Origin of the sequence: Mesobacillus subterraneus (assembly GCF_003937825.1) — a bacterium.
Lineage (GTDB): Bacteria > Bacillota > Bacilli > Bacillales > Cytobacillaceae > Mesobacillus > Mesobacillus subterraneus.
Genome location: NZ_RSFW01000007.1, coordinates 111,475 through 133,290 on the forward strand (window position 1 = coordinate 111,475; position 21,816 = coordinate 133,290).

Consider the following 21,816-nt stretch of genomic DNA (forward strand, 5'->3'; position numbering starts at 1 on the left):
GTACTCCAGATGAGAAGGGGGAGTTATTTTTCCGAAAGATAAAAGATGTCCATTTTTCTAAAATTACCATATAGGTTTAAAACTCAATCATAAATGGATACACAAGGAATGGAGGGATAAAGATGAAAATACTGATTATTGGCGGCGATGCAGCAGGGATGAGTGCTGCGATGCAAATGGTGCGAAACAGCTCTGGACATGAGATCACTGTGTTGGAAAAGGGAGGCGTGTATTCATACGGACAATGTGGCCTGCCTTATGTGATCAGTGGGAAGATTGAGTCCACGGATGAGTTAATCGCGCGGACTCAGTCTACTTTTAAAGAAAAGTATGGCATTGATGCCCGTGTATTTCATGAGGCCCAAATGGTAGATGCAAAAAATAAAGTGGTAAGTGGAATTAACCATAGTAATGGTGAAACGTTCAGCCTTCCATATGACCGCCTTCTGATTGCGACGGGTGTAAGTTCGGTCATTCCAAAGTGGGAGGGTGTGACACTCCCAGGCATTTTCTCATTAAAGACCATCCCTGATGCAAAAGCGATTATGGATTTTCTGGAGAGAGATATACACAATGTGACCGTGATTGGCGGCGGATACATTGGACTTGAAATGGCCGAGAGTTTTGCGGAGCTCGGCAAGAAGGTAACGATCATCGAAAGAAATGAGCAATTGGCCAAAATATTTGATACAGATATGGCGGACCTGATTCATGAAGAAGCGGTAAAGCAAAACATTGTGTTGAAAATGGGTGAATCCGTGGAAGCATTCGGCGGAAGTGACCATGTGGAATCTGTAAAAACCGATAAAGGAGAGTATGAAACAGATTTGGTGCTAGTCGCTGTGGGTGTAAAGCCCAATACTTCCTTTTTAGAAGGAACAGGAATCAAAACCAGTGTGAATGGTGCGATCCAGGTGAATGCCTATATGCAAACAAGTGTGGAGGATATCTACGCGGCAGGAGATTGTGCCACACAATATCACCGGGTAAAAGAAAAGGATGATCATGTCCCGTTGGGAACGCATGCCAATAAGCAAGGACAAATCGCCGGCTTGAACATAGTCGATGTACATAAAACCTTTAAAGGAATTGTCGGCACATCCATTATTAAGTTTTTCGACTTAACCCTGGGGAGAACAGGACTATCCGAAACGGAGGCAAAAATAATGAACATCCCCTGTGGCTCTGTAACCATTACAGCAAATGATATCGCCGGTTATTATCCGGATGATAAAAAAATGAGATTGAAACTTGTCTACCATAAAGAGACACACAAGGTCCTTGGAGGGCAAATTATAGGAGAAAACGGCGTCGACAAACGAATCGACGTACTAGCGACCGCCATCTTTCACTCCATGACAACCGAAGAACTGCTCGATTTAGACCTGGCATATGCTCCCCCATATAACGGCGTATGGGATCCCATTCAGCAAGCGGCCAGGAGAGTATAGAAACAGGGGGACGGTTCTCCTGTTTTTACCAATTATCTGTAGTGATAAACACAAGAGCCGTCCCGGTGTATAGTGGAAATGCAGGGACAGTTCCTAAAAAAGTACAGCGAAGCATGGGGACATACCCTGTGCTTCTTTTTACATGGGGTAAAGGTAAGGCCAGGGAATAAGTTGAAATATGTAATTTTTTGAGACGGCAGAGCCGTCCCTCTGTCGCGCTGTATATTAAACTCGACAAAAAACCAGCAAATATTTAAAAATACAGAAAATTAAGACTAGTACATAAACTAGTAGTTTAGTATAGTGATAATAGACTGAATTTTATTATATTTCAGTCTCTATTGTGCGAAAGGAGGACTATATTCTACTTATCTATTTTTCTAAAAATCATTTGGGGAGGAAAAACATGTTTAAAAGGATTTCAACCATTCTACTAGCAGTTCTATTCGTTTTTGCAAACAGCGGTTTTGCATTTACAGGAGGATTCACTCCACTGCAACTAGATGCACAAAAACCAGATTTTCAAAAAACTAACATACTAGCTACCGACCTCCAAGATGTTGACCCGAATAAAGAAGTACGTGTAATCATTGAATTAGATGGTGATGCCCCTGTTGAAATAGCGACTAAAAAAGGTGTAAAGTACGATAACCTTTCTAAAGGGGAGCGAAAGCAATTAGAAAAGGCTGCTAAGGATCAACAAAAAGCAGCAAAAGATAAGATCAAAGGTAAAAACGTAGATATAGAATACCTCCAAGAATTTAATGCAGTTGTTAACGGTTTTAGCGGTAAAGTTAAATACGGTGAAATTGAAAAAATCAAAGAGGTAGCAGAAGTAAAGCAAGTATATCTTGCTACTGAGTATGAACTGCCTACTGAAGAAGCAGAGATGAAGTACAGTAAAGAACTGGTACAAGCTCAACAAGCTTGGAGAGACTTTGGATACAATGGTGAAGGAATGGTCGTTGGGATCATCGATTCTGGTCTTGATCCAGCTCATAAAGATTTCCTTTTAACAGATGGTTCAAAAGCGGAATTATCCAAAGAATTTGTCAATAGTGTAATTGCTGAGCATGGGCTTCCAGGTAAATACATTAATGAAAAAGTTCCTTATGCTTATAACTATATGGATGGTAACGATGTTATCCTTGACAGCAATGCTGCCACTAATATGCATGGAATGCACGTAGGTGGAACAGTTGCTGCAAACGGTGACGAAGAAAATGGCGGTATCAAAGGTGTAGCACCAGAAGCACAATTATTAGCGTTACGTGTATTTGGTGATAAAGTAGCAACGACATATGGTGATATTTATATTAAAGCCATTGATGATTCACTTAAATTAGGTGCTGATGTACTTAACATGAGTCTTGGTTCTACTGCTGGATTCGTAGACGCTGAGTCTCCAGAGCAACAAGCGATTAAACGTGCTGTTGATAACGGAGTGGTAATGTCGATCTCAGCAGGTAACTCCACTTACTTTGGTAACGGTTATTTCTATCCATACTCTACAAACCCTGATTACGGCGTAGTAGGTTCTCCAGGTGTTTCTTATGATTCTATTTCTGTAGCGTCATTTGAAAACACTTATATGGATGTAGACGCTGCAGGTGTTTCAATTGATGGTGGTGCTGCAGAAAAAGTGATGTTCTTATCTGCTGGTCAAACTGCACCTTCCGGAGAAAATATTGAATTGGTTTATGCAGGCCTAGGGTATCCTGCTGATTTTGAAGGTAAGGACCTAAAAGGTAAGTTTGCATTAATTCAGCGTGGTGTAATCGGGTTTGTTGATAAAACTCTAAATGCCCAGAATGCTGGAGCAGCAGGGGTTATTATTTACAATAATGCAGGTGGAACGATTAGTATGGCAACAGATGCTTCTATTAAGGTTCCGCAATTGTTCATGCTAAAAACGGATGGAGATCGCTTTGCGGCTGCACTTCAAGCAGGCCAAACGGTTACAGTTAGCTTCGGCGGCGAAAAAATGACTGTTCCAAACGTGGAAGCAGGTAAAATGAGCGGATTCACTTCATGGGGTATTACACCAAACCTTGATTTCAAACCTGAACTTACAGCTCCTGGAGGACAAATTTACTCTACACACGATAATAATGAATATGGAGTGAAGAGTGGTACATCAATGGCAGCTCCACATGTTTCTGGTGGTTCAGCACTAGTGTTACAACGTGTTGATGAAGAATTTGGATTTGATGGTGCTGCAAGATCTAAGCTTGCTAAGAAATTCTTATTAAATACTGCTAAACCAGTTGATTTTAGTGGTGCACCTGTTTCTCCTCGTCGTCAAGGTGCAGGTTTAATGCAGCTTCATGAAGCGTTATCAACACCTGTTACAGTGACTGACTCTACTACTGGTGAAGCAAAAGTTGCACTTAAAGAAGTTAAAGGCAATGTTGTAACATTCTCATTAACAGCTGAAAATCACTCTGATGAAGCTGTAAGTTATGATGTTACTGCAAGTGCACAAACAGATCGTCCTCTTAACGCTGGTGGCGGGCTATTTGCAATAACACCAAACGCTTCCGGAGCAATTAATTTAGGCGGAGCAACAGTTAATGGTGCCCCTGCTAGCACAATCGAAGTACCTGCAAATGGCACAGCAACATTTGAAGTTACTGTTGATGTTAGTGGTTGGGATGAAACATTAAAAACTTATTTTACAAACGGTTACTGGTTAGAAGGTTTTGTTAAGTTAACAGATCCAACTGATACGAATCCAGATTTAGTCGTACCTTACGTTGGATTTAAAGGTGATTGGAATGCTGCGCCAATTTTAGATGCTCCTATTTGGGATCCTGCGTCTTTCTACGAAATGACAGGTGTTGTGACTCATGTGGGTGGTGGCAGCTACAATTTCCTAGGTACAGACCAAGCAACAGGTGAGCTGAATCAAGACCTTATTGCTATCTCACCGAATAATGATGGTAAGAATGATAGTGCAACTTACCTCTTATCTCTCCTTCGTAATGCCAAGGAATTTAAATTAAATGTATTGAATGTAGACGGAAAAGTAGTGAAAGAAATTGCTTCTGAAGAATTTCTGCGTAAGAACTATTATGATGGCGGCAGAGGAGCTATGTACTACCTATATTCTGATTGGACATGGGATGGTACAATGCATAACGGCAAGATCGCTCCAGAAGGTCAATATTTCTTACAAGTAGAAGCAACTCTTGACTTCGAAGGAGCTGCAGCTCAAAGCTTTACTTTCCCGGTGAAGCTAGATGTAACAGCACCTTCTGTAAAAACAACACTAGGTAAAGATGCTAAAACCGTGTCAGTTAATGCTACAGATAAAACGAGTGGTGTTGCTTACTGGTATGTGAAGGTTGATGGAAAACTTGTTACAGAAAAACCATATGTAAACGGTGAAACAGAGCACGTTCTTGCTGAGCCAGTTACAAAGGGTCAAGAAGTTACTATTGTTGCAGTCGATAATGCAGGTAATGAATCATCAGAAACTGTAAAAATAGGGAACAAAGGAAAAGGAAATAAATAATAACTAATACAAAAAGGCTAGTAATCTACTTGGATTATTAGCCTTTTTTGTGTGTGAGGGATGGTTTCCTGAATTAATTAATGTTAAATGTCAGGCTATAAATATATAGAGAGAAGAGAAACTGGATAGCTTCTTTTATTGTTCAGAATTCGAGACACGGAGATAGCACCGATGTTTCTTTGATTTAAATATTGTACTGTCACCACCAGAGTTAGTGGTTTTTTTTCGAAGAAATGATCTTGGAAAAATAGTGAAATTGCTACTTCGGTCGGATTGTGTTTAATCCATTATTTGGTATTATTTTAGGGGTATAAAGAGGCATGGCATGGAAGAGGTTTTATGAAGCTGCTGCTGTTGGAGGAGCTGGCACCAAGTGGAGGTTCAGGAGCTGCTGATTCAGTTTCAAGAGAGCATGATTTCTCTTCACATATCCAATTTAAAGAAATAGTAGTGCGAACCATTGCCTTGTTTGCACTACTAATCTCTGAATGTTTCTGGCTGCAAATATGGGATTTAAGTGTTTATTAAGATTTTGAATTTCCGAAGATTCATTTTCTGATTTTATTTAAAATGAAGATTGAAAGATCAACGCCCTAAAAAGATATATGAAAAGAGGATAATAGGTCAATAAATGCCACATATGCCCATTTTTGTGATAAAATAGAAATATGCTAAAAAATGGAGGGAAATGATGATTAATGTCTTACGCGGTATAGGATTTATTGCGGCTATTGTTTATTTTATCTGCCAATTCACTTCCTTGGGGGACAACCAGGCTGTTGAGAAAGGGGCATTAGTGGTCCTCATTGTAAGCGTAATAATCAGCTTTGTCATTCCTGATAAGAAGAAAGAGGAAAAGGCGTAGATGGGCAAACGAAAAAGAAGACACTAATGTTAGTGTCTTCTTCTCGTTCTGTAACAGACGTTTGCCGCGGCTGTTAAAAAAGGTGCTTCTACAATAAGAATACCCAATATGCATGCAATAAATCAAGTGCTATGCGTGCATTTTATCTGCAGTTTGAGGGCTGCCTTTCTTTTCAAGGAAAATTTCTTCCAGGGAAGGCTGATCAGCGGTTACCCTGAACAGATCGATGCCCAGCTCGCTTAGTCCTCGGATGATGATTGGGATGGAATCTTCGGTACCAACTTCGACGCTTGTCTCGGTAGGACCTATTAGAATATTATGGCTGAACTTGCTTAAAAATGCATAAGATTTTTCCTTTTTAGGGCTGGCAAGAGGAGAGTGCACCAGTTTGATGTTCATGGTGGAATTGTGCATCTTCCTTAGCTCATCCATGGTGCCTTCATGTGTGATTCTTCCTTTTTTCATGATGGCAATGCGGGTACATATTTTTTCTACTTCATGTAAGTTATGGGAGGTCATAAAGATGGTCATTCCGCCCCGGTTCAGCTCCCTAATCAGTTCCTGAATCTGGATGGCAGACTCAGCATCCACTCCAGATGTAGGTTCGTCCAGGAAAATCAGCTCCGGGTTATGGACAACGGATTGGGCGATTCCAAGTTTTTTCTTCATTCCAAACGAAAATTTGCCGACCTTTTTATTGGCTTGCTCTTTCATGCCAACTTTATCAAGGGTTTCAAGGCAATGCTTCTTGCCTGCCTTCACTCCGCACAAACTTGAGAAAAAACGAAGATGCTGGATGGCTGTTAAATGGTCGTAGAAGGTGGAATAGTCTGGCAAGACACCGACCTTTCTTCTTATTTCCGGAGTCAGGGCCTTTTCCGAAAACAGGGAGAATTCTCCGCCTGATGGCAGGATAATACCGGTAAGCATGTTGATGAACGTGGATTTTCCGGCTCCATTTCTCCCCAGAAACCCATAGATTTCTCCTTGTTTCACTGTCAGGTCAATTCCGTTTACGACCGCCTGTTTTCCAAACTCTTTACGGAGAGAGGTTGTTTTAATCACATCCATTATAAATCGCTCCTTTTAAACAGGAATATGGAAAGCGCTAATAAAAGAACCGTCATGGCGATTGGCATCAGGATATAGGAGCCTCCCAAATAAATATAGTAATAGGGAGAAAGAAATTTGACCCAGGAAACCAATGGGTTCGAAGTGGCTATAGCCCAAAAACTGACAGCCGGGAACAGCAATGCCAGGATGATTCCGGAGAACATCGTCACAGCTGGTCTCGGGAAAGCCACGGAAATCAGAAGGATCAAGGAAATCGAATAAGTTATGAAAATGATGCTTTCTGCAAAGCTGAGCCAAAGAAATTCCTTCGAAAAACTGCTGATCAGTAAGAAAGAGATGAATAAGCACAGGGTCCAAAACAGACTGATACCCATAAATTTTCCGATGATGATCTTCGTTCTTGAAGTTTTGGTCACAAGAAAGCGCATCGTGCGTGAGCTTACCTCGCGATTGATGGTATCGTGTGAGAGTCCGGAGACAAAAAAGAGTCCGAAGAAGACGATCAGAATCATGAGTCCTGCTGCATAGGCATTTTTCCCAAGCTCCCCGGTTCCCAACTCCTGCATGAATTGGCCCATGACATCCGCCAGCAAATAGGAGGAACCGAAAATAATGCCGATGATGGCCAGTGTTTTAAAGCTTTTGAACAAACTCTTAAATTCATGAAAACAAATGGTATTCATGTTATCCGCTCCTTTCTGTCATTCAGTATAATGTCTGGAGCTTAACTTCAGTTGAAGACAATCTTAAATATACCTTAATTTTGGAGGTAGAATGGAAATGAAAAGACTGCTCCTGGTAGACGATGAAGAAGATTTATTGATCATGCTGAAGATGGTGATTGGGAAAGAAGGAGACTATTCCATTGATACCGCCTGTACGGGCCGGGATGCTCTCCTTAAGGTTAAGCAGAACCAATATGACTTTATCGTGCTTGATATCATGCTTCCGGATATGGAGGGGTACAGGGTCTGCACTGAAATCAGGCAAATAGCCGACACCCCAATCCTGTTCCTGTCAGCCAAGAACTCCGATCTTGATAAATTAATGGGATTTGCCCACGGTGCAGATGATTATCTGGCGAAACCTTTTAATCCGCTAGAAGTGGCCGCCAGGATCAAAGCCATTCTGCGCCGGACGTCTTTTCAAAAAGAGGAGAGGGCAGAGGAGGTACTGGATTTTGGATGGTTTTCCATTCATTTATCTTCTGCGGAATTAATGGTCGATGGAAAGGCTGTTCCGTGCACAGGCATCCTGTATCAGCTGCTGCTGCTGTTCTGCCGCAACCCTAACCGTGTATTTTCAAAAGAGGAAATTTACGAACGAATCTGGAAGGAATCCCATTTCATCAATGACAATACCGTCATGGTGCATATCCGAAAGCTGAGAGAAAAAATTGAAAAAGATCCAAGCCAGCCGGAATTTATCAGGACCGTCCATGGGCTAGGCTATAAATTTGTTGCGAGGGATTGAATGCGAGGAATTAAAAGAGATTTAACGCTGTATCTAATCTTCCGTTTCCTAGTTTTACTTGTCCTGGTCATGATGTTTCTTGGAGGAATGATCCTTTACTTCTCCTATCAAATCCTGCAAAACGAAACAAAAGGAAATTTTCATAAAACGACACAAGAATATCTTGAAAGCTCTATCCACAGGAAAAATGGGGACATCCAGATTGAAAATAAAATGAAACAAGCAGTGCAGGCGCAGAATGGCTGGATCCAGATCCTAAACAAAAAAGGGGAGGCGGTCGAAGGCTACCATGTGCCTGACGGGGTTCCGGAGAGGTATGCACTAAACGATTTTCTCGCTCCTGACCTCTCAGTACCCTACCATGTGTCACGGTGGAGAATTACAATCGACAAGGACGAATATATTGTTCTTTATGGACATTCCTCTAAAAGTTCGAAGCTGTATGAACAAATTTCCAGTTATGCAGTTTCTGACACCATTCCGCAAGAAGCTAAGAGAATGGCAGTTCAAGAGAAAGCGGCTATTTATCTGCTTAATCATGAAGGCAGGGTGATCGAACAATATGATGGGGGCCTGGAGCCAGACATCTCTGTTATCGATCTACAGCAGTCATATGAATATGATCCGCAAGCAAAATACGAGATTGCAAGCGGGTCAGACCCTGAAACAGGCCATATTCTTACCGTCGTGACATTGAATCAAGTTCAAAATGACGGAAAGGACAGTGATAAAAGTCTGAAAGCGTTCATTGCTTTCCTGCTGTTTCTGTTGCTGATATTGCTCCTGGTTTCCGTCAACTATGGAATGAAGATTGGACGGGGAATCCTCTTTATCATGGACTGGATCAATCAGCTCGCTAAAGGAGAGTACCCACAGGAGAAGCTGTCGCCTAAAGGCCATACAGAGTCTGCATTCTTCAATCAGATTTTCCAGTCATTGTCGAACCTGACAAAAACTCTTGATGAGAATAAAAGGGAAATTGAAGGGAATGAAAGGTTGAGGGAAGAATGGATTGCCGGGCTGACACATGATTTGAAGACGCCAATAAGTTCGATTTACGGTTATTCCAAGCTGCTGCAGACCGACCCAAAACGATGGTCGCTGGATGAGCTTAAAATCATGGGGAATACCATGACAGAGAAATCGGACTACATCATTGAACTGATTAACGATCTGACCTTAAGCAATCAGCTGGCAAACTCCTCCCTGCCTTTGAAAAAAGAGAGAGTGGATGTGAGGGGAATTCTTCGACATTCGATTGCCTCGTTGAAGCTTGAGCTTGAGCGAAGCAAGTCCGAAATAGAGTTTGAATCCCATGCATCTGTAGTCATGTGGCCGGTCGACCCGGTAGGTTTCAGAAGAATATCTGATAACCTACTGGCTAATGCAGTGAAACACAATGCTGCCGAGACTAAAATTGTAGTGAAGCTCGAAAGGAAGAACGGCTCCCTTTATCTTTCGGTAAGAGACAACGGAGATGGTATGGACGAAACCACGCAAAGGAATCTATTCAGAAGATATTACAGGGGAACGCACACAAAGGAAAAGGATTCTGGAACCGGTCTGGGCATGGCTATCACCAGGCAGCTGATCCTTGCCCATGGCGGCTCGCTGGAATTAAAAAGCAAGGTTGGGGAAGGGACAGAAATTCTCATCCTGTTTCCCGGTGAATGAACAAAAGAGATAATGCTTCTTTATGGCATTATCTCTTTTTCATTGCAATAGTATGTTTTTTAAGCCTTGTATAAGCGACATGTTTTGTCATTTCAAATGTATCGAGATACTTGGCGAGCAAGACAGCCAGAGCGCAGGCCCCAAGAACGGGCCACCAGGAATGGATGATTTGCTCAATGAAAATATTTAAAGGGACAACAAACAGAAAAAACAGAAAGGATGAGCGGTTTCGCTGTTTGGTGGTGAGGTTGCCTGTGATGATAAAAAGACTGTTTAACGCCAAAAAACATAGAAGGGCCACAAAACTGTATGATATGTCGGCCAGATTGAGCAACCCTAGAGTGAAATATAACATCATCGCCAGGAGCCAGGTGAACACCAGCAGGATTCCTGCGGTGATATCGGATATCAGGCTGACGGCTTTAGGCGCTACAGGAAATAAATAAGTGTTGTTCAGATTGGCCAGTTTTCCGGAAAACTTCAATTTTGAGTTCAGGATCAGCGTACAAATCAGGGCGATTGTGAGAGACAGCTCTATGCCAGATCTTTTGGTGAAGGCGTAGCCAAAAGCAGATGTTAAAATAATGAAGCTTAACATATAGATGTAAGAAAGCAGGATGTCCGGATTTCTTAATGCTTTAATGAGGCTGATTTTAAGAAGAGCCCTGAACCTTGTTGGAAGAGCAATGAAAAGGCAGCTGGCCAGTTTTAGGAACACATTGATTTTCTGCTGGCTAATGGGAACAAAGTGGTAATTTTTTTCGGAAAGAATGTGCGAAATCACCATTTTGTGGCTGACCAGTCCCAGCGCCGAGATGATGGCCAAGAGTGAGCAGAAGGCCGATGAGTAGCTGAGGGGCAGCAGGCTTTGATCAGAGAAATACAGAATATAGAACTGTACGATCAAAGCAAAGCACAGGAACGTGAGGGTGATCACATACTTGATGATCCTCAGCTTTTTAAACCAGAAATAGAGATATTGCAGACATAACCCTGCAATCATGATTAGATGGAACATGATCAATGCCATGGCGATTGTCAGAAGGGATTGCTGATAAAGCAAGAGCAGCACTAACAGGATCATTTGCTCAATTTGCACAGCCCTGCTCAGCCATGACGACGTTACATACTGATAGAAAAAGATAGTGCTTGGAAGAACCGGAACGTATTTAAAAGAGTCCAGTAAAAGAGGAGTCCCCTTTTTGCCTATTCCCCCGATGATGGAAGCGGATAATAAAGAGATGATAAGGTTACTGTATTGTAATGCCAAGATCCCAGTAGTCCTCAAGGAAATAGATGAGGAGTATGCGGAGGGTAATGGTGATTCCAGCTCTACTTTTAAATCAAAGCAGGTGATGCTATTGAAATTATCGAAGTACTCGAACAAGATGAAACGTTGATCGTGCAAGTTACTGAGCTAAGGGTATTTGATACGTTTAAAGAGGTGTATCAGGATATTCTATTTAAGGACTTCGACTGTGAAGGATGGACCATGAAAGAAATGATCGAAGGTACATATGAAATATGTAGTCCAAAACAAGAGAAACAATGGGGAGCTTTGGCGATAATGATCAAGGCCAGGTCCTGAAACACCGGGAAACACCGGGACGGTTCTTGTGTTTTAGTAGCTCGGGCTAATGAAACAGGAGAACCGTCCCTTTTAAAAGTTTTAAATATTATTATTTTTCCATCCCATTTTAACAAGCCGAATTAAATATAAAATTAACATAAAAAATATAGCGATACGAAAGTAATTATCTAAACATGAGATAGAATAAACAAAGCTGAAAAGCGAGAATATATAAACCGGCAAAGCATTAAAAATAAAGGATAACCAATTTTTCGTTTTGTATGTCAATATTATTGAAATAACTCCCCCAAACAAACTCACTAGTGCAAGAAGGGGCTGTAAATAGGTGTACTTTAGGGTGGGGAAAATAAAAACAACGTATGATAAAAAAATTAATGCCATAACTGTCATTATAAATATTCTGACTGATGTATTCTTCATACTCATCTTCTCTATCGCCCTCTAATTGCTCTTTCATTCATTTTAGCCTGAATTGTTATAATTAGGAAGATGATATCCGCTCGACGCCGTAACATGGGAACGGTTCTTGTGTTTTAGTAGCTCGGGCTACATGAAACAGTAGAACCGTCCCTCTGTTTTTTACATACCTTTCTTTTTCCTGAGCAAGATAAAAAGAAAATGACTGGAGACCAGGGGGATTTAAAATGAGGTACCAGAACAGTTCCCTGTCTCCAGCCAGAACTCAGGAGGAAAGTGATGAGAGACGATAAAGAAAGAAATATGAACAGCGAGAATAGAAGTAAGGCTCAAAAAGAAGAGTTATTTGAGATGAGCGAAACGGGTTACGGGCTGGAATCGGTTGAGAAGGGTACTGATTTCGCGGAGGGAGATCGTGATACTTCTCCTAACTGTGGCGGGCTTTAGGGAGAAGGCAGAGCTGTTGTAAGGGGCTCAACTTTTAAAGAAGTGCAGGATAGCACAGAGGGATGGTTCTTGTGTTTTAGTAGCTCGGGCTATTTGAAACAGTAGAACCGTCCCTCTGTTTTTCCCCTCATAATATGGTAGAATGGCTTGCAAAGGTTTTTACTTTTTCATCAGGAGGGATCTGGATTGAGAAATCTGCCTATCAATAAAAATGGATTGAATGCTTCGGAGCTTGTTTTTGGCTGTATGGGGCTGGGGGGAAGCTGGGATCGTCAGCCGATTGAGCCGGAACATGTGAAGCAGGCTCATGAGGCTGTGGAAGCTGCGCTGGCATCTGGAATCAATATGTTTGACCATGCGGATATATATACAATGGGAAAAGCGGAGACGGTTTTTGGACAGGTTTTAAAGGAAAAGCCGGGGCTTCGTGAGGAGATCATCATCCAGTCGAAGTGCGGCATTCGTTTTGGAGATCAGGAGAGAGGCCTGCCAACACGGTACGATTTTTCAAAATCGTATATTCTCGATAGTGTCGATGGTATTCTTTCAAGGCTTGGGATTGAGCACCTGGATATCCTGTTATTGCACCGTCCTGATCCTTTGATGGATCCAAGCGAGGTTGGGGAAGCATTCCATCAGCTTAAGGCTTCCGGCAAGGTGCGTTCGTTCGGGGTTTCGAATATGAGTGCAGGACAAATGCGTTTGCTGCAAAAGCATACGGACGAAAAGATCATCGTCAACCAACTAGAAATGAGCTTACATAAAATCGGCTGGCTCGATACGGGTGTGCATGTCAATCAGGAAGCGGCACGCCAAAACGTCTTTCCGGAAGGAACGCTGGAGTATTGCCAGATGGAGAATATCCAGATTCAATCATGGGGATCACTGGCGAAAGGGCTCTATTCCGGGAAAAACATTGAAAATGAAAGCGAAAGTGTCAAGAACACGGCAGCCCTTGTACAAAAGCTGGCTCAAGAGAAACAAACCACACCAGAAGCCATCGTTCTCGCGTGGCTGATGAGGCATCCTGCGGGTATTCAGCCTGTCATCGGCACGGCAAATCCTGAACGGATCAAGGCAAGCGCCGATGCGGTCAATGTCACTCTGACTCGCGACGAATGGTATACATTGTACGTGAGCTCACGAGGTGTGAACCTGCCTTAATTTACATGGGGACGTGTCCAGCGTCCCCATGTAATTTTTACAGACTTACAATCCCCGTTCTTTGCTTAAAATCTTCTTCGTTACAGCGGTAACCACAAAGAGAATAATGACAATAGATGAAAATCCCAACATCAATTGCCCTGCTGTTAAAGAAAGTTTCTCAGCCAGCACAACCGAATATGCGAGCAGTGTTGCCGTGAAGAATTTTGAGATTGCGGCAATCAGCAGGAACCTTTTTGGTGATACTCGCCCTATTCCTGCTCCGACACAGATGATTTCGTCTGGGAGGATCGGAATGATAAATAGCAGGAACATGATTAGGGTTTCATTTTTAGAGACATATTGTTGGTATTTTTCCAGCTGCTCTTCCTTGATGAACTTGGAAATGAATTTTCTTCCCCCGTATCTGGCGGCGAAAAACATCGCTGAAATCCCAAGGAGTGTTCCTGGAAAAGCGATGGCTGCTGCAGCGGCGGGTCCGAAAACTGCGCTTGCGCCTGGTATGGTAACAGCTTCAGGGATTGGAAGGACGATTGGCTGTGCAAAACTGATGAAAAAGAAAATATATTTAGCTGTCTGCAAATGTTCTTTTAATAAACCTTCAAATCCATACACATCGGTAAAAACAACCACTTTTGTTACATAAAAGAGAGCCAGAACCAGAAGTAAAATCGCCCCTAAATATAACACGATCATCCGATTGATTTTCAAAAGGTTGTCCCGCCTCGTCATGATGAAAAACCCATCCATGACTAAAACCATGAACAAAGTGCTTATAAAAATCCATTTGTAAATGGGAAGTACCGTGGGCAATAGAACAAATACAAAATATACAGACACGATGCTTAAAAATAAGTGCAGAATCCATTCCCGCACTCCATTGTTGTTTAATCTATGTGTGAACAAGTCCATTCTCCTTTTTGCCAATGCTGATCTGATTTTTGCTTGTGTTTATATTATAGGAAAGGCAAAGACTGTAATCGACACGCTTAGGTTTGAATTTATTATAGGACCCGAGGCTGAGGAAGCTAAAGGGGAAATGGCCGGAAAGCTGGCATTCTGAAAATGACTTTATCCCGAATGGAACGTGAAAATCTGTTTCCATATGGCTAAAGCAATTTAAAGGATTAACTCCCGTCTTGTTGAATATGTTCTTGACTAAACTTATAGGGAAATCAATCTGTGAGAGGACCGTGAAAAAATGAGATTCTTATACTTGTTCGGAAGTATGGTCATTGTCCCTTTTTTGCCGTTTTTATATTTTCAAGGAAAAAGAGTCCGAGCGCGCACACCGCGGTTGCCGGAAGCGGAAGGAAATACGGGCAGTGTGACGCTGGAAGGAGAAAGGGAGTTTCGCATTATTTTCCTGGGGGAGAGTTCAATTGCCGGTGTAGGTGTTCAACATCATAATGAAGGGTTCGCTGGTGCTTTCGCAAAAGAATTAGCAGCAAAATTGAAGACGACGGTCCATTGGGAAGTGTACGCAAAAAGCGGATACACAATAAAAAAGGTTACAGAAAACATCGTCCCGATGATACCTGATAACAAGGCGGACCTAGTCGTGGTGGGCCTCGGTGCTAATGATGCCTTTACCCTCAATAATCCATGGTCCTGGCAAAAGCAATCAGAAAACCTTGTTGCCGATGTGAGATCTAAATTTAAGGATGTGCCCATCGTGTTCGCCAATATGCCGCCTATTAAAGACTTTCCGGCATTTCCATTTTTAATGAGAGTTTTCATTGGGAATTTAGTTGATATATTAGGAAAAGAGCTGCTGAAAACAGCATCAAAATTTGATGGAGTCCATTACAGCGATACCAAGATCCGGGTAAAAGATTGGAGAGAAAAGTTAAATTTGGACGATGGAGACTTCTTCAGTGACGGCGTCCACCCCTCAAAACTCACATATGAATTGTGGGCTAAAGAAGTATCTGCATTCGTCTGGGAAAACAGAGGGACGGTTCTTGTGTTTTAGTAGCGCGTGCTACTTGTAACAGTAGAACCGTCCCCGTGTTTTTTTGTAGGTTTCAGTGCTCCCTATATTGTAAATGAATTACACCTGTTAAGAATATCCACTCAAGCACCGAGCATAATAGAATATATACTTTTAAAAGGGTGTTGCTTGAGTGAATATGGAAAGATGGATATTGGTAGGTATTTCTTTAATAAGTATTCTAGCACTTGTAAAATTAGTGCCCAGGGAGAAGTCAAGAGACGCCTGGGTACTATTTTTGTTTCTTCAAGTAATAACATGGCCTGCGGGGTTATTTGCTGTCGAAATGGGCTGGATCGAGTATCCTACACAGTTGCTTCCGGAGGCTAACACGTACAATAAGACAAGCTTCTCTTTTGAGTTTTTCTTATTTCCAGCGGTTGCTATATTTTTTAGTTTGTATTATCCAGCCAAAGCCAGTAAGGTGAAGACATTCTTTTATTACGTAGGTTTTGCTGGTTTCTTTACATTTTGGGAAGTGGTTCTTGAGAAAAACACATCACTGGTGAAATATGATGAGTGGAAATGGTATTGGACTTTAATAACAGTCATTGTTTCATTATTTATCAATCATACCTATTATAAATGGTTTAGAAGACGATTGATAAAGGTTGAAAGTATATGAATAGGGAAATCCTGATTCTGCTGTTTTCGTGGCTGATTTCTATTCTATTATTGATAAAATATATACCGATCGAACGGAAGAGGAATGCTCATATTACTTTTTTATTTGTGCAGGCCCTTGCCTGGATTTATGAATATATACAATTGTTGCTCGGTGTTATGGATTTTCCATTTAGAGAATTTGTAAAAGCCACAAAAATGAGCTTCTCCTTGTATTACCTCATATTTCCAATTTTTGGTGTATTCTTTATTATGTTATTTCCTGGCAATAAGAAAAATTCAAGAATCATCATACATTATCTGCTATTTGCTATTTCTATCACTACCTATTCATTTTTAGTTGAAAGATACAGTTCGCTTTTCGATTGGAAAAGTTGGAATGTTTATATCTCATTCGTATCTAATTTAGCGATATTATATATTATAAAAAAGTTTGTGTTTTGGTTTCAGAAAGGATTGGCGTAAGCAATCAATGACCCATTGGGAACCTGATATCAGAAGCTTTACTGAGTATGATAAAAAATAGTAATAGTATAATGAACGAAAAAGGTTTGTTCTCTATTGGGGCTGCTGGATTTTTAAGGAGAGGATTATTGATGGACGAAAAATTGATCAAGTGGGGAATTTTAGGGACTGGTGGTATCGCGAGTGCGTTTGCGAGGGATTTAAACTTTGCTGAAAATACGGAAAAGGCTGCTGTTGGTTCACGTACTAAAGAGAGTGCAGCAAAGTTTGCGGAGGAGTATGGCATTGCCCGAGCTTATGGTAGCTACGAAGAACTCGTGGAAGATTCGAATGTCGATGCCATATATGTTGCTACGCCGCACCCTTTTCATAAGGAGAATGTTTTGGCGTGTCTTCGTGCTGGCAAAGCGGTCCTTTGTGAGAAGCCATTTACCATGAATAGTGGAGAACTTGAAGAGATCATTCAGTTTGCCAGGGAGCAAAAGCTTTTCTTGATGGAGGCGATGTGGACACGTTTTCTGCCGCCGATTCTCAAGGTCAGAGAATGGATTGACAGCGGGGAAATCGGTGAAGTCCTGATGGTAAAAGCGGATTTTGGCTTCCGAGCGCCTTGGGAGCCAGAGAAGAGATTGCTTAATCCTTCACTTGGAGGAGGCGCGTTGCTTGATGTTGGGATTTACCCAGTAACGTTTGCATCCATGATTTTCGGGACAAATCCAGAGAAGATTCTGAGTACGGCCCATATTGGCGAAACAGGCGTCGATGAACAGTTTTCCATCATTATGTCCTATCCTTCTGGAAAGACCGCTATCCTAAATGGTGCCTTTCGAATTGATTTAACGAATGAAGCCCACATCTATGGAACAGAAGGGTCTATTCGAATTCCATCTTTCCACAGTGCCAAATCAGCCACCTTATATAAGAATGGTAAGGGTGCAGAAACATTCAATGATGACAGACAATCAGCTGGGTATGCGTTCGAAATAGAAGAAGCAGGAAGATGCCTGAATCAAGGGCTACTAGAAAGCCCAGTCGTTCCGCTGGATGAATCACTAAAAATCATGAAACTGATGGACGAAATCCGTGGGCAATGGGGATTGAAATATCCGTTTGAGAGTTAAAACAGAGGGACGGTTCTTGTGTTTTGGCAGCGTGTGCTGCTTAAAACAGTAGAACCGTCCCCTTGTTTTTCATTTTCTTTTCCTCAGTTTCTCTAAGTAGAGGGCCATGGCTATGTATATGCAAAAGAGCAAAATCATGAATAGGGGGGTGGATAGAGAATCCATCGGATCACCTTCTATTTCAAATCGTGTAACGCTGGATGAAAAAACATTAGGAGAACCGCAATAATGGGTATTGATATCAGGATCGCTGCCAAAGCGTTTTTGAAGTGGATTTTAATGATAATGAAAGTAATGATGTTAAACAATACAGACCACCAGCCATTCCTGCCATTTTCATAAATAAACAATCCCTTTGCCTCAAATAGATATTCAATCACAGAGAAATAGGCCACCCAGACCAGTAAATACAGAACGCCTCTTACCTTTCCTTTTGGATAATATTCCAGGTAAATCATCAACACGACAGGCACAATGAAAAACGTGAATGAAATTTCGATCAGAGTATGATTTAACCAATCCACTGTAACGGCTCGATACTTCCATAAAGTATGTTGATAAAAAAGGAAATTATACAGAAGATTACATATAATATAGAACTGAATCGTAGGGTAGTACTCCCTCCACCTTCTCCAATTCACAAATCTCTTCGCCAAAAAAATATACACAACCATAACCACTAATAAATACATATCCAAAAACCCCATCTGACTTTTACTAGAATTCTCTCCAAAAAGAAGCTTCCTGAAACAGAGGGACGGTTCTTGTGTTTTAATGAATTGGCAGGTAGCGGCTATTAAAACAGTAGAACCGTCCCCGTGTTTTCAGCAGAACCGCCCCCGTGTTTTATGAGTTTTTCTCGATGTGTTGTTCTCCCCAGGCGCAGAGGGAGTCCAGGATTCCTTTTAGGGACCAGCCGTATTCTGTTAGGGAGTATTCGACTTTTGGGGGGACTTGGTTATAGACTTCTCGCAGGATGACGTTGTCTTCTTCTAGTTCTCGGAGTTGTTGTGTGAGCATTTTTTGCGTGATGCCGGGCATGAGTTTTTTCAGCTCGCTTGTCCGTTTTTTGCCTTCGATTAGGTGGCAAAGGATCACGACTTTCCATTTGCCGCCGATCACTTCCAGGGCGGCTTCTACTGGTATATTGTATTTTTTCAAGAGACACCCTCCTTACAATTAGTAAACCCCATTATACCTATACAGACCTTGAAAGGGTATAAGGCACTTTTTGGTGCCTATATAACCTGAAGGTGCCTACGGAACTTTAAAGTGCGTACTTCTCAGCTTTGTTGGTATCCTTCATAATTGCATTTATGCTGGCAGGATGTGAAAGGCGCCTTCACTGGTCAGCTCATTAATCAATAATGGAGGATACCTTTTATGAGTTCACATATACGAAAAAATAACAAGGGAACGCTTTCGCTTCTCGCTTTGGCGATCAGTGCATTTGGCATCGGGACGACCGAGTTTGTCCCGGTGGGATTATTATCCACAATCTCGGATGATCTCAATATCTCGATTACTTTAGCTGGTTTGTTAATATCCGGTTATGCAATGGGTGTTGCTTTTGGAGCACCGGTATTAACAGCTTTGACAAATAAAATGAGTCGTAAAACGTTGCTTATGGCTTTAATGGTTATTTTTATCATCGGAAATTCAATGGCTGCTATATCAACCAGCTTCGCTCTGCTGCTGGCCGCAAGGATTATCACGGCGTTTTCTCATGGTGTGTTTTTTTCAATTGGATCAACCATTGCAGCAGATCTTGTTCCTGAGGATAAAAGAGCAAGTGCGATTGCGTTTATGTTCACGGGATTAACCGTCGCCACGGTAACTGGCGTGCCGCTAGGAACCTTTATTGGACAGATTTTCGGCTGGAGAGCGACGTTTTGGGGAGTGGCTTTACTAGGAGTCGTGGGGATTTTAGCAAGTGCGGTTCTTATACCGAAGACGATTAAAGAGGCACCGCCGTCAAAATTCAGCGATCAATTAAAGATTTTGGGCAACGGTCCATTGCTTTTGGCATTTGCCATTACCGCGCTTGGATATGGCGGCACCTTTGTGGCATTCACTTACCTGACTCCGATTCTTCAAGAAATAACAGGGTTCACGCCAAAAGTAGTGAGCATCATCCTGTTGGTGTACGGAGTCGCTGTTGCGATCGGGAATGCGATTGGTGGAAAGGCCGCTAATCAGAACCCGTTAAGGGCATTATTATGGATGTTCGTTGTCCAAGCCATCATTCTCGTCATTCTCACTTTTACAGCGCCATTCAAGGTGGCCGGGGTCATTACGATTTTTGTGATGGGCATGTTTGCATTCATGAATGTCCCTGGACTGCAAGTGCTGGTCGTGAGATTGGCAGAACGCTATGTACCAGCAGCTGTTAATGTCGCATCAGCATTGAATATAGCCGCATTCAACCTCGGAATTGCCATCGGCGCATTCGTCGGAGGACTTGTCGTTGACACAATCGGACTCATCCACACCCCATGGATAGGAGCAGTTATGGTACTAGGAGCCGTTTTGCTAACCATTTGGAGCATGGCTGTAGAAAAGAAGTAAAACAGAGGGACGGTTCTCGTGTTTTGGCAGCGTGTGCTGATTAAAGCAGTAGAACCGTCCCTGTGTTATTCCTTAGACATGGCATTGTAGTTTTTGAGGTTTTTTAAGCGCTTTTTCTTTTTGAGGTATTTTTCGTTCAGGACGAGGACTTTCCCTTGTTCTGCTGGTACGTACTTGCGGTAAACCGCTTTGTATTTTTCGAATGCATGGTGGCCGATTAGATAAATGGGTGTGATAATGGCAAGCAGAATGAGTATCTCCCGTATGACATGAAACCGCTGCTCCGCAATGTAAATTGTCAGCACTGCCTGAGAAGCAAAAGCGACCATCAGCGTAATCAGCACATTGCATACATGAAAGGCGAAAAATTCTTCTCCTCTCCGAAACATCCCCTCCAGTTCATTTTTAAAAACCAGTGAAATGAAAACCGAGATCACAATGACAATAAGAGAAACAAAATACGTTAACACGGTCATTTTGCTTGAAATCCTCCTTGGAAAATCCCACTTTCCAGCATTGTAACACAAACACACGGGGACGGTTCTCCTGTTTTTCCAAAAACAGGAGAACTGTCCCTCTGTTTTTTGTTATAATTCAACTGGTAGAATCATCTTACGGGAAAGAAAGGTAACATATATGAAGAAGAAATTAATCCTTGCGGCGGTGGCTGTTTTAGCTGTAGTTGTTTTATTCGCTGGTATTTTTAAGGTTACGAAACTAAGATCCTTTCAATTCTTTGGAGGCTTAACCTATCAGGTTCAAACTGAAGAAAAGGTAGTTGCTTTGACATTTGATGATGGTCCGACGGAGAATGTGGACCAGCTTTTGCCTTTGCTCGAAAAATACGAGGCTCAAGCAACCTTTTTCCTCATCGGAAAGGATATTGAAAAACATCCTGAAGAAGCTGAGAAACTGGTCGAAGCAGGGCATCAGATTGGTAATCATACTTATTCACACGAAAGAATGGTGTTAAAATCGCCTGCTTTTATAAAAGAGGAAATAGAGAAGACAGATGAGTTGATCCGCCAGGCTGGATATAAAGGCGAAATCGACTTTCGTCCACCTTATGGAAAAAAGCTTGTTGGACTACCTTATTATTTAAATAAGCATGACAGAGAAACCATTATGTGGACTTTGGAGCCGGAAACGTATCACACAAATGCTGAGGATCAAGTGAAGAATGTAGTCGAGAACATCCAACCAGGATCGATTATCCTGCTGCATCCCATGTACGGTCAGCCAGATGAGACACTCCAAGTGATCGAAGCTATTTTACGAGAGCTGACGAGCAAAGGATATACATTTGTGACGGTGGATGAACTTCAGGAATATGAGTCAAGCAAATGATGCACACGGGGACGGTTCTCCTGTT

22 protein-coding genes are annotated in these 21,816 nt (G+C 42.0%); 15 read left to right on the forward strand and 7 right to left on the reverse strand.

All coding sequences use genetic code 11. The annotated features are described in order from the left end of the window. The first annotated feature begins 122 nt into the window (after nucleotides 1–122). From EJA10_RS05310 to EJA10_RS23270, 4 genes are all read left to right on the forward strand, one after another. Nucleotides 123–1,451: a CoA-disulfide reductase gene (locus EJA10_RS05310; RefSeq protein ID WP_125478971.1), complete on the forward strand. Its 1,329-nt coding sequence runs from the start codon at nucleotides 123–125 to the stop codon at nucleotides 1,449–1,451. Between the two features lie 406 nt (nucleotides 1,452–1,857). Beyond that, a complete protein-coding gene (locus EJA10_RS05315) occupies nucleotides 1,858–4,968 on the forward strand; it encodes a S8 family serine peptidase (RefSeq protein ID WP_125478972.1) in 3,111 nt (1,036 codons plus the stop codon). 339 nt (nucleotides 4,969–5,307) lie between these two features. Beyond that, the gene (locus EJA10_RS05320; RefSeq protein WP_125478973.1) at nucleotides 5,308–5,496 is read left to right on the forward strand and encodes a hypothetical protein; all 189 of its coding nucleotides are present in this window, start codon (nucleotides 5,308–5,310) and stop codon (nucleotides 5,494–5,496) included. A gap of 160 nt (nucleotides 5,497–5,656) precedes the next feature. Further along, complete coding sequence (locus EJA10_RS23270; RefSeq protein WP_170169077.1) at nucleotides 5,657–5,833, forward strand: hypothetical protein; 177 nt, start codon at nucleotides 5,657–5,659, stop codon at nucleotides 5,831–5,833. A gap of 129 nt (nucleotides 5,834–5,962) precedes the next feature. On the opposite strand, the gene EJA10_RS05325 is transcribed toward EJA10_RS23270, so the two are convergent. Then, nucleotides 5,963–6,904, reverse strand: coding sequence for an ABC transporter ATP-binding protein (locus tag EJA10_RS05325; protein WP_125478974.1), 942 nt, complete (start codon nucleotides 6,902–6,904; stop codon nucleotides 5,963–5,965). Then, nucleotides 6,904–7,590: an ABC transporter permease gene (locus tag EJA10_RS05330; RefSeq protein ID WP_125478975.1), complete on the reverse strand. Its 687-nt coding sequence runs from the start codon at nucleotides 7,588–7,590 to the stop codon at nucleotides 6,904–6,906. The genes EJA10_RS05325 and EJA10_RS05330 overlap by 1 nt, the downstream gene beginning before the upstream one ends. Before the next feature lie 91 nt (nucleotides 7,591–7,681). On the opposite strand from EJA10_RS05330, the gene EJA10_RS05335 reads away from it, so the two are divergent. Next, on the forward strand, nucleotides 7,682–8,380 hold the full coding sequence (locus EJA10_RS05335; protein ID WP_125478976.1) for a response regulator transcription factor: 699 nt from the start codon (nucleotides 7,682–7,684) through the stop codon (nucleotides 8,378–8,380). Continuing rightward, nucleotides 8,381–10,054: a sensor histidine kinase gene (locus tag EJA10_RS05340; RefSeq protein WP_125478977.1), complete on the forward strand. Its 1,674-nt coding sequence runs from the start codon at nucleotides 8,381–8,383 to the stop codon at nucleotides 10,052–10,054. 28 nt (nucleotides 10,055–10,082) lie between these two features. Here EJA10_RS05340 and EJA10_RS05345 read toward each other — a convergent pair whose 3' ends face one another. Beyond that, a complete protein-coding gene (locus tag EJA10_RS05345; protein ID WP_125478978.1) occupies nucleotides 10,083–11,324 on the reverse strand; it encodes a hypothetical protein in 1,242 nt (413 codons plus the stop codon). A gap of 99 nt (nucleotides 11,325–11,423) precedes the next feature. On the opposite strand from EJA10_RS05345, the gene EJA10_RS24050 reads away from it, so the two are divergent. From EJA10_RS24050 to EJA10_RS05350, 3 genes are all read left to right on the forward strand, one after another. Further along, complete coding sequence (locus tag EJA10_RS24050; RefSeq protein WP_425462069.1) at nucleotides 11,424–11,642, forward strand: ASCH domain-containing protein; 219 nt, start codon at nucleotides 11,424–11,426, stop codon at nucleotides 11,640–11,642. Between the two features lie 699 nt (nucleotides 11,643–12,341). Continuing rightward, on the forward strand, nucleotides 12,342–12,509 hold the full coding sequence (locus EJA10_RS23275) for a hypothetical protein (RefSeq protein ID WP_170169078.1): 168 nt from the start codon (nucleotides 12,342–12,344) through the stop codon (nucleotides 12,507–12,509). Nucleotides 12,510–12,695: 186 nt separating this feature from the next. Then, complete coding sequence (locus tag EJA10_RS05350) at nucleotides 12,696–13,673, forward strand: aldo/keto reductase (RefSeq protein ID WP_125478979.1); 978 nt, start codon at nucleotides 12,696–12,698, stop codon at nucleotides 13,671–13,673. 45 nt (nucleotides 13,674–13,718) lie between these two features. Here EJA10_RS05350 and EJA10_RS05355 read toward each other — a convergent pair whose 3' ends face one another. Continuing rightward, a complete protein-coding gene (locus tag EJA10_RS05355) occupies nucleotides 13,719–14,384 on the reverse strand; it encodes a TVP38/TMEM64 family protein (protein WP_246017693.1) in 666 nt (221 codons plus the stop codon). Nucleotides 14,385–14,874: 490 nt separating this feature from the next. On the opposite strand from EJA10_RS05355, the gene EJA10_RS05360 reads away from it, so the two are divergent. From EJA10_RS05360 to EJA10_RS05375, 4 genes are all read left to right on the forward strand, one after another. Next, on the forward strand, nucleotides 14,875–15,648 hold the full coding sequence (locus EJA10_RS05360) for an SGNH/GDSL hydrolase family protein (protein ID WP_125478981.1): 774 nt from the start codon (nucleotides 14,875–14,877) through the stop codon (nucleotides 15,646–15,648). Nucleotides 15,649–15,805: 157 nt separating this feature from the next. After that, the gene (locus tag EJA10_RS05365) at nucleotides 15,806–16,291 is read left to right on the forward strand and encodes a CBO0543 family protein (RefSeq protein ID WP_246017695.1); all 486 of its coding nucleotides are present in this window, start codon (nucleotides 15,806–15,808) and stop codon (nucleotides 16,289–16,291) included. Continuing rightward, complete coding sequence (locus EJA10_RS23890; protein WP_125478983.1) at nucleotides 16,288–16,755, forward strand: CBO0543 family protein; 468 nt, start codon at nucleotides 16,288–16,290, stop codon at nucleotides 16,753–16,755. Before EJA10_RS05365 ends, EJA10_RS23890 begins: the two co-directional genes overlap by 4 nt. 131 nt (nucleotides 16,756–16,886) lie before the next feature. Next, on the forward strand, nucleotides 16,887–17,876 hold the full coding sequence (locus EJA10_RS05375; protein WP_125478984.1) for a Gfo/Idh/MocA family protein: 990 nt from the start codon (nucleotides 16,887–16,889) through the stop codon (nucleotides 17,874–17,876). Between the two features lie 176 nt (nucleotides 17,877–18,052). Here the strand turns inward: EJA10_RS05375 and EJA10_RS05380 are convergent, their stop codons facing one another. Together EJA10_RS05380 and EJA10_RS05385 are read right to left on the reverse strand one after the other, a co-directional pair. Then, nucleotides 18,053–18,583: a CBO0543 family protein gene (locus EJA10_RS05380; protein ID WP_342773888.1), complete on the reverse strand. Its 531-nt coding sequence runs from the start codon at nucleotides 18,581–18,583 to the stop codon at nucleotides 18,053–18,055. A gap of 139 nt (nucleotides 18,584–18,722) precedes the next feature. Continuing rightward, nucleotides 18,723–19,037: a winged helix-turn-helix transcriptional regulator gene (locus EJA10_RS05385; protein WP_125478986.1), complete on the reverse strand. Its 315-nt coding sequence runs from the start codon at nucleotides 19,035–19,037 to the stop codon at nucleotides 18,723–18,725. Between the two features lie 222 nt (nucleotides 19,038–19,259). On the opposite strand from EJA10_RS05385, the gene EJA10_RS05390 reads away from it, so the two are divergent. Continuing rightward, complete coding sequence (locus tag EJA10_RS05390) at nucleotides 19,260–20,444, forward strand: MFS transporter (RefSeq protein WP_125478987.1); 1,185 nt, start codon at nucleotides 19,260–19,262, stop codon at nucleotides 20,442–20,444. 65 nt (nucleotides 20,445–20,509) lie between these two features. On the opposite strand, the gene EJA10_RS05395 is transcribed toward EJA10_RS05390, so the two are convergent. Beyond that, the gene (locus tag EJA10_RS05395) at nucleotides 20,510–20,920 is read right to left on the reverse strand and encodes a hypothetical protein (RefSeq protein ID WP_125478988.1); all 411 of its coding nucleotides are present in this window, start codon (nucleotides 20,918–20,920) and stop codon (nucleotides 20,510–20,512) included. Between the two features lie 160 nt (nucleotides 20,921–21,080). On the opposite strand from EJA10_RS05395, the gene EJA10_RS05400 reads away from it, so the two are divergent. Continuing rightward, nucleotides 21,081–21,791 carry a polysaccharide deacetylase family protein gene (locus EJA10_RS05400; RefSeq protein ID WP_125478989.1) on the forward strand — a complete coding sequence of 237 codons (711 nt, stop codon included), beginning with the start codon at nucleotides 21,081–21,083 and terminating at the stop codon, nucleotides 21,789–21,791. Nucleotides 21,792–21,816 lie beyond the last annotated feature (25 nt).

Bases quoted from the DNA above. Each gene is read 5' to 3' on its own strand.
- EJA10_RS23275 (WP_170169078.1), top strand. From the start codon at position 12,342: ATGAGAGACGATAAAGAAAGAAATATGAACAGCGAGAATAGAAGTAAG.
- EJA10_RS05365 (WP_246017695.1), top strand. From the start codon at position 15,806: ATGGAAAGATGGATATTGGTAGGTATTTCTTTAATAAGTATTCTAGCA.
- EJA10_RS05340 (WP_125478977.1), top strand. From the start codon at position 8,381: ATGCGAGGAATTAAAAGAGATTTAACGCTGTATCTAATCTTCCGTTTC.
- EJA10_RS05380 (WP_342773888.1), bottom strand. From the start codon at position 18,583: ATGGGGTTTTTGGATATGTATTTATTAGTGGTTATGGTTGTGTATATT.
- EJA10_RS05310 (WP_125478971.1), top strand. From the start codon at position 123: ATGAAAATACTGATTATTGGCGGCGATGCAGCAGGGATGAGTGCTGCG.
- EJA10_RS05360 (WP_125478981.1), top strand. From the start codon at position 14,875: ATGAGATTCTTATACTTGTTCGGAAGTATGGTCATTGTCCCTTTTTTG.
- EJA10_RS05400 (WP_125478989.1), top strand. From the start codon at position 21,081: ATGAAGAAGAAATTAATCCTTGCGGCGGTGGCTGTTTTAGCTGTAGTT.
- EJA10_RS05320 (WP_125478973.1), top strand. From the start codon at position 5,308: ATGAAGCTGCTGCTGTTGGAGGAGCTGGCACCAAGTGGAGGTTCAGGA.
- EJA10_RS05395 (WP_125478988.1), bottom strand. From the start codon at position 20,920: ATGACCGTGTTAACGTATTTTGTTTCTCTTATTGTCATTGTGATCTCG.
- EJA10_RS23270 (WP_170169077.1), top strand. From the start codon at position 5,657: ATGATGATTAATGTCTTACGCGGTATAGGATTTATTGCGGCTATTGTT.
- EJA10_RS05335 (WP_125478976.1), top strand. From the start codon at position 7,682: ATGGAAATGAAAAGACTGCTCCTGGTAGACGATGAAGAAGATTTATTG.
- EJA10_RS05325 (WP_125478974.1), bottom strand. From the start codon at position 6,904: ATGGATGTGATTAAAACAACCTCTCTCCGTAAAGAGTTTGGAAAACAG.
- EJA10_RS05330 (WP_125478975.1), bottom strand. From the start codon at position 7,590: ATGAATACCATTTGTTTTCATGAATTTAAGAGTTTGTTCAAAAGCTTT.
- EJA10_RS05375 (WP_125478984.1), top strand. From the start codon at position 16,887: ATGGACGAAAAATTGATCAAGTGGGGAATTTTAGGGACTGGTGGTATC.
- EJA10_RS23890 (WP_125478983.1), top strand. From the start codon at position 16,288: ATGAATAGGGAAATCCTGATTCTGCTGTTTTCGTGGCTGATTTCTATT.
- EJA10_RS05315 (WP_125478972.1), top strand. From the start codon at position 1,858: ATGTTTAAAAGGATTTCAACCATTCTACTAGCAGTTCTATTCGTTTTT.
- EJA10_RS05390 (WP_125478987.1), top strand. From the start codon at position 19,260: ATGAGTTCACATATACGAAAAAATAACAAGGGAACGCTTTCGCTTCTC.